Here is a 13,897-nt window from a genome sequence, read left to right as displayed (position 1 = left end):
TGTGCTCCGATCTCCGGGGCACACCCGTTCTCCGTTTCGGCATGTGACCTCTCCACACGCTGGGCGGCAACCGGCTGTCCCGTTTTCTCCCGGCACGGGAGGAAGCGGGATTCTGGCACCGCAAGGAAAGTCGCCAATGTCCATAATGTCGAATAAGCCCTTGATCGAATCGTCGGTCAGGGGATCTCGTTGTGTTGCACAGACACTTTTATCTGGGGGCATGCAATGCAGACAACTCTCATTCGGCTGGACCATCTACCCGCCCGCGACCGCTTCGACTTCTGGTGGGAAACGGTCGCCACCTCGGTGGTTTCGGTCGACGCCATCAGCGATCACGCCGCGGACTTCTGGGCCGAGATGAACGCCGTCGACCTCGGTCAGGTGCAACTCTCCCGGGTGCGCTCCGCGTCGTTCCAGGCCCGCCGGACCCCCCGGCGCATCCGCCAGTCGGACCACGGTCTCTACCAGCTCAACCTCACCTTCAACGGCCAGTCGGGCCTGGACCAGGAAGGCCGCCAGGTCCTGCTGCGGCAGCATGACTTCGTCCTCTACGACACCTCAAGGCCCTTCCACGCCTGGTCGGTCGCCGGTCACCGCGGCCCGGCCGACGGCCTCGTCACCCAGTTCCCGCACGGCGCCCTGCGGCTCCCCGCCAAGACCATCGACAGGCTCCTGTCGGTACGCATCCGCGCGGAATCGGGCCTGGGCGCCCTGCTGGCCTGCCTGCTCGAACAGCTCATCGGGCAACGAGAGCGTTACTCGCCGGCCGCCGCCACCCGCCTGTCCTCCGCCATCATCGACCTGGTCACCGGGATGCTCGCCGAACACGCCGGAGTCGAGGCCGGCGGTGGTCCTGAGACCACTGCCGTCACCACGGCCCTGCGCGTCCAGGCCTTCATCGAGGAGCACCTCGACGGCGACCTCACACCTGCGACCGTGGCCGCCGCCCACCACATGTCCCTGCGGCACCTGCAACGGCTCTTCGAACGACAGGGTCTCAGCGTGGCCCAATGGATCAGGGAACGCCGCCTCGACCGCGCCCGCCACGACCTGGCCGACCCCCGACTCGACGCGCTCGCGGTCCGGACGATCGGCGCACGTTGGGGATTCCACAACGACGCCCACTTCAACCGGGCCTTCTGCGCGTTGTACGGTATCTCACCCGGGATGTACCGTCGCCGCGTGCGCGACGAACTCTCTCCGCCGCCGGAGGTCACGGCGATTCGGTGAAGTGCGCCACATCCTCCGTCCGCCCGGACACGATGATCACGTCTCGGCAGTCGCATAGGTGAACATGGCCAGAGCTTCTCCGGCGCCGTCGCCGCCGTGGTCGGCGACGGCGATCATGGGGTGGAAGCCGTAGGTCTTCTTCCAGGTCGCTGCCGCGCCTTGTTCATCGGAGTGGGCGATGACGACGCCCGAACTTTCGGCGGACATGACGATTTGGGGCGGGGAGCGATGGTCTTCACGCGAAAAGTGCCTCTTGGACTGGCTCGGACGGGACCTTAGACAAGTCCGCCCCTTCCAGCCCAAGGGCACTTTTCTCATGCAAGCGATCAAGTTCTCCGAAACTCACCGCGAAAGCCCGAGGTTAATCGCCGGGTCGGCCGTGACGGATCGGGCGACTGAATGGGAGACAATGATCCGCTCACTTGATTTCAAGGGCGATTACCCCGCTCCCTCTCCGCTGCCAGGCGGCGGGCCATTTCGCCGAGGGTGGTCGTGCACATCACGTTGGACAGGCCGTGGCGGCGCACCGCGTAGTAGCCGCCTCCGGCCGCCTCGGAGATGAGCCACCGCCTGCCGTACCGGGCGATCAGGATGGCCACCTCTCCAGGGGCCGGCGCGTCGGTCACTGTCGCGCCAAGGGCAGGGTAGGCCGTCAGCGAGGTGCCAGCTGTGCCGGTCCTTTTCCGACGGCCTCCCTCCGAACCCGCCGTGCGACTTTCACCGCAACGGGCTCTCCAGTGACTTATGCGTGATTTAGCGGCTCGTCATCTGTTATGGATGACGTCGTGGCATGGGTGGCAGACGACTAAGGTCTTACGTCGTCGTCTGGCCATGATCCTTGCCCACTCAGGCTGCGTTGGTCCGGTTGCCGGAAGATCGGCGAGTTTCCTGACCTGGTGAACAGTCGCCTTGTCATTTCGTCCGCAGATCTCACAATGAGCTGACAGAAGGCGCTCGATGAGCTCCTTCCGGCGGGTCGTGTCCCGAGCCGGTTGCAGGTCGGTGAGGACCGCGAACTTCTGCCGTTTGAGAGGAATACCGCCGAACCGTGCGACCAGTGGTTTCCTGCCCGGGCCGCGTTCGCGGCTGCCTTGCAGGCAGATGCGTCGCCCCGTCGGTGTCTCGATGGTGGTCTTGAATTTCCTGACCATCTTAGCGACCGAGCTGCGATGCTTACCCGCCGGCGTTTTCAGCAGCGAGGTTTGCATGACCCAGTGCAGCCGACTCAGTCTGTAGACGTCACCGGCCAATGGATAATACTGGACGACGCCCCGATACCGTGCCCCGTGAACATTGATGATGGAGTAGTCGTCCATGGCCGTCAACGAGGGTTGGCGCGCGGGTTTACCGCGTTGAAGATAGGGGGCGCATTGAGCCTTGATAACCGTTGCGGGGACATTTAGCGAGATCATCGCAGTGAGCCCTCGGCGGCCATGACTGATTTTGGTGTCGTCATGCTTGACGGCGATCTCATAGCCGAGAAATCTCGCCGCCCTGGTACGGGCGTGCGTGATCAATGTCTTGTCTTGCGACAGTTCCAGTTTGAGGTCTTCACGCAGGAACTGTGCAAGGCGTGCCTTGATATGTTCGACCTCGCTCTTCGGTCCGGCGAACCCGAGCAGGGTGTCGTCGGCATAGCGCACATATCGCAGCCGCCGGTAGCCCGGATCGCGTGGATCCTTGCTGGGCAGGCTGCGCAGCCGTCCGCGTAACTCCCGCGCCAAGGCACGGTCACCACGTTTTCGGGCCTGAGCGAGCGCCTGTTCCACCTTGCGGTAGGCGGGATTGCGGTTTCTGCTCTCGCCTTGGGTGTATTCCGGGATCAGAACCGTCTCGACGAAATTGTCCAAGCGGTGCAGGTAGATGTTGGACAGGATTGGGGAGAGCACGCCACCTTGCGGGGCACCGCTGAGTGTGGCGTTCCAGACCCGGTCCTCCAGGTATCCGGCTTGGAGCATGTTGCGCAACAGCCTCAGGAACCGGCCATCGCGGATCTTCTCCGCCAGGATGTCGATCATGATGTCGTGATCGAGCGATCCGAAGCAGTCGGAGACATCCCCTTCGATGAACCAGCTCGTCCCGGTCCAGGTGGTGGCCACTTCGCGTAACGCGGTGTGGCATCCCCCGCCGGGACGGAAACCGTGGGAGTGGCCGGAGAAGGACGGCTCGTAATACGCCTCCAGGAGAAGGCGGATCACTTCGCCCTGTGAACGGCTTTCCCGTTCTCCCTGGCAGGACGTGACCCCTGCGACTACTACGAGAACTCCGTCGCCCTGAGGCTCGCGCCTTGTAGGCGATCCCGCGTTCGTCTCCGTTATACGTGTCAGCGTGACTTAGGCGGCCCACTCATCTCCTTGAATGCCCTCACTGGGCATCGCCCCTGCACCCTGGAGGTTGCGCCGGCCGTTCCAAGATGCCAGCGCAGGATGCGGCGCCGGTTTCAGGCGTCTTTCCGGCGGATGCGTCTTTTCATCGACTGGAGATTAGGCTTCAGGCAATCCAGCTTTCGCCATATCACGCGGGTCTCGCGGCGGCCCACATTTGACGCCTACGCTGTGTTCGCTGCTTTCGTTGACATGCTATTTTTCCCTTCGCCTTTCGGGTCCAGGTAAAGTCATCGACCCATGAACATTCCTCCAAGTTCATCCCGGCTTAGCCGGGGATATAACGGAGCGCCTCGCGGCGCACTGGAACCAGACGATCCGGCCCACCGCGCCCTCGTACCAACCCCATGACAGGGCGACCTCACTGACCAGCCAGAGCCCACGACCGCCCTCGGCGTCCTCGTCCGGTTCGGCCGGAACCCCGGGAGCGCACGTGGCGGAGCCGCTGTCACCCACCGCTATCTGGACGGTCTCGCCGCAGTTCGCGACCACGACCGTCACCAGCCCGCCGGCGCGTCCCGACTCCGAATGCCGCACCGCGTTCGACACCAGCTCGCTGACCAGAAGCTCGGCGTCGTAGGTGTCCCGCTGCCCCGAGTTCTCCAGCACTCCCCTGACATATCGCCGGGCCGTACCGACCGACTCGGCCACCCCGGGCAGTTCGACACTGCCCAGCAGCCCGAGCGCGGGAACCGCTTCGGCGCCCATTCGATCACCGCCATTCCTGCGAGGTCACAGGCGCCATGAATTCGCCTGTCACAATGTCTCCGTTAACCGGGCGAATTGTCCATTTAGTTCTTTGACATCGTCCGGATAAAGGCTTGGCACCATAGAGTGCACAGAGTTAGGCTGCCATTACAGAAAGAATCGACCGACAAATGAACGACGAACCCCTACACCTGGTGTAGTAATTTGTCATTTATTCGACGGCCGACGTCATCAAAACGTTGGAGCGATGACATGGGAAACGGCTTCGACCCACATCTGACCCCGGCCCAACGCTTCGGCCGCGAACTCGGCCGAGCCCGCAGGGAGGCGGGCCTGTCACAGGAGCGGCTCGCCAACCATCTGGGCGTCTCGACGTCCCTCATCGGACACATCGAGACCGGCAACCGGAACCCCAGCCTCGACCTGGCGGCCCGCTGCGACGAGTTCTTCAAGACGGACGACCAATTCACCCACCTCTGCCGGAACATCACCGCCCCCACCGGGCCGCGCTGGTTCCTCAGGTGGTCCGAGGAGATCGAACCCCGAGCACGGGTGATGCGCAGCTGGGACCCACTCCTGGTCCCCGGCCTCCTCCAAACGGAGAACTACGCACGAGCTGTCTTCCGTGGTGGTCTGGCCACCTCAGAACAGGAGATCGAAGATCAGGTAAGCGCTCGCATCCGGCGGCAACTCATCCTCAAAAAGGAGAGCCCTCCCGTTCTATGGGCACTTATCGACGAGTGGGTGCTCCGCCGCCCTATCGGAGGCCGAGACGTTATGTACGAACAGCTCGACCATCTCGCTGCTGTCGCCGGTTGGCAGAACGTGAAAGTGCAGCTCGTCCCCCACGACACCTTCTGCATAGCGGGCCTGATGTCCGGGTTCGTTCTCGCCGAACTACCGGACGCACCTACCGCTGTCTCCATAGAGTCGTCGGGAGCTGGCGAGGTGTCAGCGGAACACAATCTGGTAACCACCGTATGGGACAGATATGACCGGCTCCGGGCCGAGGCACTTCGTCCCAGCCAGTCGCTAGAGATGATCAAAGAAGTGAGGGATCAGTGGAAGCAACAGACCTGACCGGCCTCGACCTCTCCCAGGCCACCTGGAAGAAGAGCTCCCTCAGCGGCGACAGCGGCGGAAACTGCGTCGAAGTCGCCGGCAACCTCCCCGGAACCATCGCCGTCCGCGACAGCAAGAACCCCACCGGCCCGGCCCTCACCTTCACCCCGACCGAATGGCGTACCTTCCTCAGTGCCGTAAAGTCAGGCCACTTCGACTGACCAGCGTCCCGGTACGAGCGCCTGATCAGATTCCCTTGGAGGGAAAACCGCAGAGGGCGCCAATTGGGCACCCCCTGCGGCGATGAACAGGTCATCGATTTATATCGGCGGGATTCATCAATTCTGTCGCACGCACTTCCACGCCTCGTCGCTCAAACCGTACTTCGAGCCCCCCCGCCTGCTCCAGTTACATGCGGCATTGACGCGGACATCCTCATGGGCCGGGTGCTTGCGACCATTACTGTCGACGCTATACCACCTGAAGCGCAGATTTCCATAGAGAGAATGCTGGTACGCTTCGATGAAGCAGTACTGGAGCCAGGTACTGAAACAGGCGGCATCGACGTAGTCCAGGTCGACCGTAAGAGCGTTTTCGGAGTGCGGCCATTTTGCCGTGACCTTCTGGCAACGCTCCTCCACCGTCCCAGAAATGGTGAAGGATCCGGTGACCTGCCATTCTGGAGTGGGAAGTTTGACGGAGAACGCACCACCGGCAGTGACCTCCGTATTGTAGAGGGTGTTTCTGAAGCAGGGCATCACATCCAGCTGAATCGTCGAATTCTTACGGATGTACTTCGCAAGAGCGTCCTTGTTCTTGTCCTTTGGGTAGGTCCACTGGGCGCCATTAGTTGGATAGAGCCTGATCCAGTTTCGGAATGGCTGGATGCGCCAGAAATCGGAGGCAGCATTTCCGGCCCAGCAAGAGGAGGAAACCATGTGAAGCTGCCAGTATTTCCAGAGTTTTGTTTCCGCCTTGCCGACCCTGTACTGATCCGTCTGCTGTCCGTGCGGCTGCGTCGCTCCGTTATCGAGAGTGCAGGCGCCAGTAGTAGGTGACCCGCTACAGCTCGCCGCAGCACGGGTCAGACCTTCGCTACAGCCACCCCGAGAATCGGAATGGTCGGTCGAATCCTCTTCCACCTCAAGAGGAACATCGATGATGGTGAGGCCACCGCACCTATCGTGCACGAATATCGAAATTGTGGGCTCGCCAGGCTCAACTTGTCCTGCGATTACCCCACCAGTCGACATAGCGTTGGCTCGACCTGCCGTCGAGGTCTCCTCCCAATCGCGAACAACCGTTGCGGTAACCCGGACCGTACCGTCAGCGGCCTCCTGCGGAACCACGTTTTCCACCATCACAGTGGAGTTGGAGCGAGTTTTACCCGTGTCGTCAAGGAACTTCTTTCCCTCCACCAACGAGGTGTTGAGGAGTGAAATATTAGCGGTGATCGGTGCTTCCGGAGTTACTTCGGATGCTTCCCAAACCGTTGCCACACGACCTTCCAGAACCGCGTCTTGGGCCTCGTAGTAGCTCCTGATCCGGTTCGTGTACTCCTCCACCGAACTCGTCGAGTCTACGCCGTTTCTTTGCACGCGAGTGTCGATATTTGGATCACAGGGTTGCGCGGGAGGAGGAGGCGGAGGCGCCGCCTTTGGCGTTACGGTCGCCGACTCCCAGTCACTGACACCGAAGCGAGTCTTCGCACGAACCATTACCGTGTAGGTCGTACCGTTTACCAGACCCGAGATCACTGCTGTCGGATCGGTAACCTCCAGCGTACGAACAACGCTCCCGTTGCTGGAAACCTCAACATCGTATCCGTCGAGGAGTGCGATACTGCCGTTGTCTTCAGGAAGGCCCCAGCTGGCGACGGCGCCACTGTCCCCATGCGCGGCAACCAGATTGAGCACGTTACTTGGAGGTCCTGCGGGCAGGTAGGTGAGGGCAACCGACGGCTGCTCGGCAGCTCCAGCATCGCCGAAGGTAAGAGCCTCATCTTTGTTAGAAGAGAGCATCAGCCACTGGTATTCATTACCAGCGATATCCGCTTGTGGTGCAGTGATCGGGAAGACATGGCTGACACTGTCGTCGATGTCGCCAGGTAAGTCCGAGCCCTTCGTCTCACCAGTTACTTCGCTCTTCAACGGTGCTGCGGTGATCGTAAGGTCGTTCGAACACGGACCCGCGAGGCAGGTCGGCGTGCCCAGTTTGAGCGTAGCCTCCGACACACCGGCGCCGTCCGGGAGCGCATCCAGTTTGAGCCCGAGAACGGTTACGGTCTTATCTGTTCCAGTGCCAGCGAATCGCATGATGCCAGAGTCAAGAAGCTCGCACGGATTTCCGCCGCATGCCAAAGGATCGATTTTCGTTGTCTTGATAACGAAGTTATCCTTTAGCAATGTCAGGTGGCGGCGCTTGTCCGCCGGGGGATCTGGCTCAGTCCCCGGGGTGTTGAAGCCGACCGATGTGGTCTTGGCGGTGCAGATCTCCAGCGCACACGCCTGCATCTGCCAGGTGTAGGTCCCACCCGCCTGGACGGTGTTCTCTGGGAGCTGGAAGGACGCCCGTTCCCCGCCGTTGACCACGCGCTCGCCGAGCGGGCTAGAACCGACCGGAGCGCCAGTGCTGTCGTACAGGAAGTACTTGGCGGTGACCAGGCCACCTGAGGGACGGGAGACCATACCCGACAGAATCGGACGCATCGGGTCGGCCATGCCGGTCTCGGTGTCGGTCGGCAGGTAAGGCGCGTCGGTGGTGATGCGGTAGTAGGGGCTTTCGCTGCAGGTGAGGGGGGTGGCCCCGTTGATGCAGGCGCGGACGGAGATCTTGAAGCTGTCGACGTTGCTGACGTCGTAGGTGATGGACGCGGCCTGGCCGGAGGGCAGGTTGGCGTTGGTGGGCGGGGTGAGGTTGAGCATCCACTGGATCTCGGTGGGGCTCAGTGCGCGGTCGTAGGCGCGGATCTCGTCGTAGGCGGCCTTGACCGAGGAGTAGCCGGCCCCGCCGTACCTGCCGTTGCCGAGCTCGAAGGTCTGGTCGGCCTGCCAGGGGGTGGCGGTGTGGTCGGCTTCCGCGGCCTGGACGCCGTTGACGTACAGGCGGATCTTCTTGGCGACGGCGTCGTAGACGCCGGCCAGGTGGGTCCAGGTGCCGATCTGCGCCGCGGCGGCGGACTTGATCTCCGTCACCGCACCGCCGGCGGTGTTGTCGTGGTACATCTGCATGTTCCACTTGCCACCGGTGGATTCATAGCCCACGGTGAAGGCGCTGTTGACGGTGCCGCTCTGGCTGATCAGCGGGATGGTGTGGGTCCCGACGTCCAGGCGTACCCAACCGGCCGCGGAGAAGCTCTTGTCGGTGCGCAGCACCGGGGCGTCGGTGGAGGCGGTTGACGAGTTGGCGACGGTGCCGTTGAGGAACAGGGCCTTGCCGTCCTTGCCGTTGATCCACGAGTGGCGGTTGGCGATGAAGACCAGCGTGTTGCCCTTGCCGCTGGAGTCGGTGCCCCCGGTGCCCTCGGTGAAGCTCCACTTGCCGACCTCGCCGCCACCCGTGGTCCAGGTCGGGAGCGGGGCGGTGGAGTCGACGACGGAGACGTAGTAGTCGATGTTCCTGCCGTCGACGGAGGTGCTCTTGTAACCGACCTTGGCCGAACTCTCACGCACGATCGCGTGCTCGCCGTCCATCGAGTCGACCGACTCGGCGGTGACCGTGGGGATCTCGGGCGGCAGAATGTACTGGGTGATCAGCTTGGGCGGGGTGGCGCCGGTGCCGGTCGTCTCCGCGGAGTGGAAGACCGCGGTGTATCCGTTGTAGCGGTCGACGCTCTCGCTGGGCCCCTTGAGCTCGACGCCGTAGTTGGGCTGGCCTGCGGCCCACCCCTTGACCCAGTTGGTGATCGGCCAGGTCATCACGCCGGGGGTGAGGACGTTCGTGGTCGGGCAGGGGGTGGCCACGAAGTCGTTGGTGCCTGGTTTGTTGGACCAGGTCATCCTGCCTGCGGTCCAGTTGGCGTTGACCCGTCCGGCGTAGACCTTGCCGTCGCCGCGCAGGTGGCAGGCGGGTGACTCGGTGCGCCACAGCTGCATGGTGGAGGAGATGATGGGCTTGTTGGCCAGGCCGGCGACATCGAACTTCAGGTACGAGCGCCAGTAGTTGACCGCGTCCACCCCGTTGCAGCCGTAGTAGGCCGCGCCGACCTTCAGCAGCGTGGCACCGGGCTGGTCGTTGGTGTTGCAGTCCGCGCCGCTGGACAGCAGCGTATCGGTCTTGACGGTCAGCGTGGAGGTGGGGTCCACCACGACCGGGAAGGTTGTGGCCGGGTCGGCCAGCCAGCCCGCGTCCGGTTTGAGGACCAGCGTTCGCCTGCCGCCGTCCTCGATGACGGAGGTGGCGATCGGGGCGCTCCGCGAGACCGCGCCGGCCTCCGTGCTGTCCCACATCACCGGTCGCGGTGCCTGGGCGACGACCTTGTCCTTGCCATCGGTGAGCTGCAGGCCGCCCTGCTTGGACTTGGCGAGGGTCAGTTCCCGTGACTCCACCGGGATGCGGATCTCCAACGGCCCCTTGGGGCGCTCGCGCAGCACCACGTCGTGCCGGAAGCCGGTGGGTAGCGCCGTGACGACCAGGTCGGCCCCTGGTCCTGCGGCGTCCGGGTAGGTGGCGACGTTGCCCTTCACCACCGGGCGGGGCAGTTCCCCGTCCCACGAGAGGCTGAGGCTCTGTTTCGCGTCCCGTTTCATCACCGCGAACGGGACGTCACCGCCGCCGAGGGAGAAGGCGAGGTCGGCCTTGCCCACCTTGGGCTTGAGGACGCCGTCCTGCTCCACCAGCGTGGTGTCGATCCACGCCCACGTGCCGTCGTCCTGCTTGACCTGGGCGGGACCCGAGTACGACTCCGTCTTCAGGCTGCCGTCCGGGAAAGCCCAGGTGCGTGCGGTCTCGGTGAACGCGCCGGTGGCCTCGACCGGCTTGTTCTGCTTCCTGGCCTCCGCGACCGCCGCGCGCAGCGGGGCGTCGGGGTCCTCCGGGCGGGGAAACGGCGTCTGGACCGGCGCCGTAGGAGTGGGGGTGGGTGTCGGATCGGCCTGTGCGGGCAGGGCGCTGCCCGACACCAGGAGCGAGGCGGCCAGGGCTGAGACGGTCACGACCGTGGTCGTTACCCGTCTGTTCGGTCCGCGCCGTGGAGGCGGCGCGAAAGGACGGTTCGGTAAGGGAAACCCCACCGGTGCCTCCATCGTGAAAAAGGGGATTGACCGGCCGGGCATGGGGACGGAAGACCCGGCCGAAGATGATCGCGCTCAGCATGCCGTGCGGCACTATTGATCTTGTAGGATGAAATGTCTTGATCTTGGAACGTGGTTGTCAAGCGCCAGCTTTGTGAAGGAAAACCGCACGGTATCCGGCAGGTCGCAATAAACATGCGGAAGCTGATCAAGAGCGCCACACCGGCGCGACCAGATGTTGTGGGAGTCGGTATGCAGATTCGCATCCTTGGTCCGGTTGATATGTGGCGTGATGGACGCCCATTCGCGATCACCGGCCTGAAACAGCGCACCCTGCTGGGCGTTCTGGTGCTTCAGGCCAACCGGACGGTTTCCCACGACCGACTGATGGCGGCACTGTGGAGCAACGAGGTCCCCGCCACGGGCCGACGCCTGCTCCACAGCCAACTGTGGTCTTTACGACGCCTGCTCACCGACGGACAGAACCTGGTCAGCATGCCCAGCGGCTATTCGCTACAGCTTGAGCCGGGCGCTTCCGACCTGGACGTTTTCACCACCGAGACGGCACTGGCCCGCACCGCTCTGTCCTCGGGCGACGCCCTGCGCGCGTCGGAGCTGTTTCGCCGGGCCCTGTCGCTGTGGCGAGGGCCCGCACTGGGAGGCACCCGTCCCGAGCTACAGGCCACGGAGGGAGCAGCCCTGGAGGAACGACGTGTCGCGGCCCTCCTCCAGCGCATCGAAGCCGATCTCGCCCTGGGAAATCACGCGGAGCTGATCAGCGAACTGCGTGTCCTGGTAACCGAGCACCCGTTGAACGAGGAGATGCGCGGCCAGTTGATACTGGCGCTCCATCGTGCGGGACGGACTGCCGACGCGCTCGCCGAATTCCAGCTGGCGCGCGAATACATCCGGGACGAGGTCGGGCTCGAACCCGGTACGGGCCTGTCGAGGATTCAGCAGGCGGTCCTCTCCTCTGACACGGCCCTCGACGCACAACCCGGCGTTCCGGCGAGAGCATTCAGTCCTGTACCCCGGCAGTTACCGGTCGACATCGCCCGATTCACCGGCCGTAGAAAGGACCTGCGGAAACTCGACGAACTGCTGTCCCCCGGTCAGATCAGCGCGTCAACGGTAGTGATTTCCGCCATCGCGGGAACCGCAGGCGTCGGCAAAACAGCTCTGGCGACACATTGGGCGCACCGGGTGGCCGCCCGGTTCCCCGACGGGCAGCTGTACGTGAACCTCCATGGTTACTCACACAACGAACCGGTCACCGGCGCGCAGGCGCTATACCAGTTTCTGCGGGCGCTCGGAATGCCGACGGACGAGATTCCTTCGAACACGGACGAACGCGCCACCCTCTACCGGTCCCTCGTGGCCGGTAGGCGGATGCTCATGATTCTCGACAACGCCGCCACCCCCGACCAGGTGCGTCCGCTCCTGCCCGGGTCACCATTGTGCAGAACGGTCATCACCAGTCGAGACGCCCTACGGGGCCTTTCGGTCACCCATGACGTGCGCACGATCACCCTCGACGTCCTGTCCGTCGACGAGGCCCAGGCACTGCTCGTCGCCGTGCTGGGCGCGGAGCGCATCGACGCCGAGCCCAAGGAGGCAGCCGAGCTGGCACGGCTGTGCGGATATCTGCCGCTGGCGTTGAAACTTGCCGCCGCCCACCTCGGCAGCCAGCCCACTCTGCCCCTGAAGGACCTGGTAATGAAGCTCGGCCAGGAGAACCGGCTGGCCGCCCTCGACATCGAAGAAGATCCACAGGTTGGAGTCCGTGCCGCTTTCGAACTCTCCTACCGTGCCCTACCGGAAACCGCTCGGCGAACGTTCCGTCTGATCAGCGTCCAACCGGGACCGGACATTCACTGTGCAGCGGTCGCTGTTCTGACCGGCCTTCCCCCGCACGAGACCCTGGCGGCGGTCGACGCGCTCGCGAACGCGCACCTGATCCACCGCGTCGGCGACCAGCGGCTGGCGATGCACGACCTGCTGGGTGTGTACGGACGCGATCGCAGCGACACGGACGACAGCGCGACCGACCGCCACACGGCACTGTCGCGGCTCGTCGACTGGTACCTGCACACGACGTACGCGGCCATCAACCGGGTGACCGGGAAGGAGAGGGAACTGGTCACGCCGCCTCCAACGGGCACACGGGCCTTCGCCGGTGTGGACGATGCCCTGACCTGGCTGGACATCGAGTTCTCCACGCTGATGGCGATAATCGCTTACGCGGGCGTCGAGGATTTCCCCACGCACTCCTGGCAGATCACCCTCACAATGTCAAGGTTCTTCTACATGAGGGACCAAGCAGACGAGATGATCACAAGCCATCGGATCGCCCTGTCCGCCGTTCGCCGCCTTGGCGAGAGGCAGGGCGAGGCGGAACTACTCAAGTCGTTGAGCCTCGCCTATCTGTGCACCGGGGATTACCGCGGCTATCTCTCCCACCTACGGCAGGCTCTCGCTGTTTTCCAGTCCATGGGTGATCAGATGGGTGAAGCCCGAGTCCTCGGTGACATCGCGTTCGCCCTCGTGACACTGGGAGAATTCACCCAGGCGGCTGAGACCAGCCGACAGTCCATCGAACTCCTCCATCGGCTGGGCAACCGAAGCGCCGAGAACGCGGTCATGAGCACCCTGGCGAGGGCCTACCGGGACCTGGGACGCCTGGCGGAGAGCCGGGATCTACTGCGAACATGCCTCGCCTATGAGCGCGAGCAGGAACGCCGTCCCGACGAAGCCGCCACCCTCATAGAGCTGGGCACGGTTCACACCCGGCTCGGCGATGCCGACATCGCCGTCGAGTTCCTGACCCGGGCCCTCACGATGACTCAGGAGCTGGGTATCAGCAGTCTGGAGACGGAGGCGTTCATCGGCCTCGGCACGGCATATCGCGAGCAAGGACATCACAGCGAGGCCATCGGCCATCATCAGAAGGCTCTCGGCCGGTCCAAAGAACTGCGCAGCCGACATCTGGAGTGTCAGACCCTCAACGAGTTGGGCGCTGACCACTTCGCCACAGGCAAACACCGGTCAGCGCTCGAATACCGCCTGACGGCCATGGACATCGCCTCCAAACTCCCGGAACGCCACATGGATGGGCTGACGCGCAAGGGCGTCGGCGAGGCTTTGTACGCCCTCGGGCGGGTCGAGGATGCGGTGAAGCACTGGGAAGAGGCCCTGGCGATTCTCGCTCCCATGGACGTGCCGGAGGCCGAAGAGATAGCGGAGCGGATCCGTGAAGCGGCGGATTCCTCGCGATGACCATGG

General features: G+C 63.8%; 9 protein-coding genes. 4 read left to right on the top strand and 5 right to left on the bottom strand.

The window, feature by feature from the left end:
• Positions 1-225: 225 nt before the first annotated feature.
• The gene (locus ACQP0P_RS16960; protein WP_433377461.1) at positions 226-1,230 is read left to right on the top strand and encodes a helix-turn-helix domain-containing protein; all 1,005 of its coding nucleotides are present in this window, start codon (positions 226-228) and stop codon (positions 1,228-1,230) included.
• 36 nt (positions 1,231-1,266) lie between these two features.
• Here the strand turns inward: ACQP0P_RS16960 and ACQP0P_RS16955 are convergent, their stop codons facing one another.
• From ACQP0P_RS16955 to ACQP0P_RS16940, 4 genes are all read right to left on the bottom strand, one after another.
• Complete coding sequence (locus ACQP0P_RS16955) at positions 1,267-1,437, bottom strand: hypothetical protein (RefSeq protein WP_433382555.1); 171 nt, start codon at positions 1,435-1,437, stop codon at positions 1,267-1,269.
• 221 nt (positions 1,438-1,658) lie between these two features.
• A complete protein-coding gene (locus ACQP0P_RS16950; RefSeq protein ID WP_433377458.1) occupies positions 1,659-1,856 on the bottom strand; it encodes a hypothetical protein in 198 nt (65 codons plus the stop codon).
• Positions 1,857-1,994: 138 nt separating this feature from the next.
• Positions 1,995-3,428 (bottom strand): reverse transcriptase domain-containing protein, encoded by a 1,434-nt coding sequence (locus ACQP0P_RS16945; RefSeq protein WP_433377455.1) that lies wholly within the window; start codon positions 3,426-3,428, stop codon positions 1,995-1,997.
• Positions 3,429-3,872: 444 nt separating this feature from the next.
• Positions 3,873-4,322 (bottom strand): ATP-binding protein, encoded by a 450-nt coding sequence (locus ACQP0P_RS16940; RefSeq protein ID WP_433377452.1) that lies wholly within the window; start codon positions 4,320-4,322, stop codon positions 3,873-3,875.
• Positions 4,323-4,574: 252 nt separating this feature from the next.
• Here ACQP0P_RS16940 and ACQP0P_RS16935 point away from each other — a divergent pair, with 252 nt between their 5' ends.
• Positions 4,575-5,402 carry a helix-turn-helix domain-containing protein gene (locus tag ACQP0P_RS16935; RefSeq protein WP_433377449.1) on the top strand — a complete coding sequence of 276 codons (828 nt, stop codon included), beginning with the start codon at positions 4,575-4,577 and terminating at the stop codon, positions 5,400-5,402.
• Positions 5,384-5,605 (top strand): DUF397 domain-containing protein, encoded by a 222-nt coding sequence (locus ACQP0P_RS16930; RefSeq protein WP_433377446.1) that lies wholly within the window; start codon positions 5,384-5,386, stop codon positions 5,603-5,605. Before ACQP0P_RS16935 ends, ACQP0P_RS16930 begins: the two co-directional genes overlap by 19 nt.
• Positions 5,606-5,722: 117 nt before the next feature.
• Here the strand turns inward: ACQP0P_RS16930 and ACQP0P_RS16925 are convergent, their stop codons facing one another.
• Positions 5,723-10,537 (bottom strand): LamG-like jellyroll fold domain-containing protein, encoded by a 4,815-nt coding sequence (locus ACQP0P_RS16925; RefSeq protein ID WP_433377443.1) that lies wholly within the window; start codon positions 10,535-10,537, stop codon positions 5,723-5,725.
• 210 nt (positions 10,538-10,747) lie between these two features.
• On the opposite strand from ACQP0P_RS16925, the gene ACQP0P_RS16920 reads away from it, so the two are divergent.
• Positions 10,748-13,891: a BTAD domain-containing putative transcriptional regulator gene (locus tag ACQP0P_RS16920; protein WP_433377440.1), complete on the top strand. Its 3,144-nt coding sequence runs from the start codon at positions 10,748-10,750 to the stop codon at positions 13,889-13,891.
• The last annotated feature ends 6 nt before the right edge of the window (positions 13,892-13,897 follow it).

Source organism: Streptosporangium sp. CA-115845, from assembly GCF_050943795.1.
In the GTDB taxonomy this organism is placed as follows: domain Bacteria; phylum Actinomycetota; class Actinomycetes; order Streptosporangiales; family Streptosporangiaceae; genus Streptosporangium.
Note: the sequence above shows the minus strand (reverse complement) of the source record. Positions and strands in the feature narration are given on the sequence as shown.

Bases quoted from the DNA above. Each gene is read 5' to 3' on its own strand.
- ACQP0P_RS16960 (WP_433377461.1), top strand. From the start codon at position 226: ATGCAGACAACTCTCATTCGGCTGGACCATCTACCCGCCCGCGACCGC.
- ACQP0P_RS16955 (WP_433382555.1), bottom strand. From the start codon at position 1,437: ATGTCCGCCGAAAGTTCGGGCGTCGTCATCGCCCACTCCGATGAACAA.
- ACQP0P_RS16940 (WP_433377452.1), bottom strand. From the start codon at position 4,322: ATGGGCGCCGAAGCGGTTCCCGCGCTCGGGCTGCTGGGCAGTGTCGAA.
- ACQP0P_RS16935 (WP_433377449.1), top strand. From the start codon at position 4,575: ATGGGAAACGGCTTCGACCCACATCTGACCCCGGCCCAACGCTTCGGC.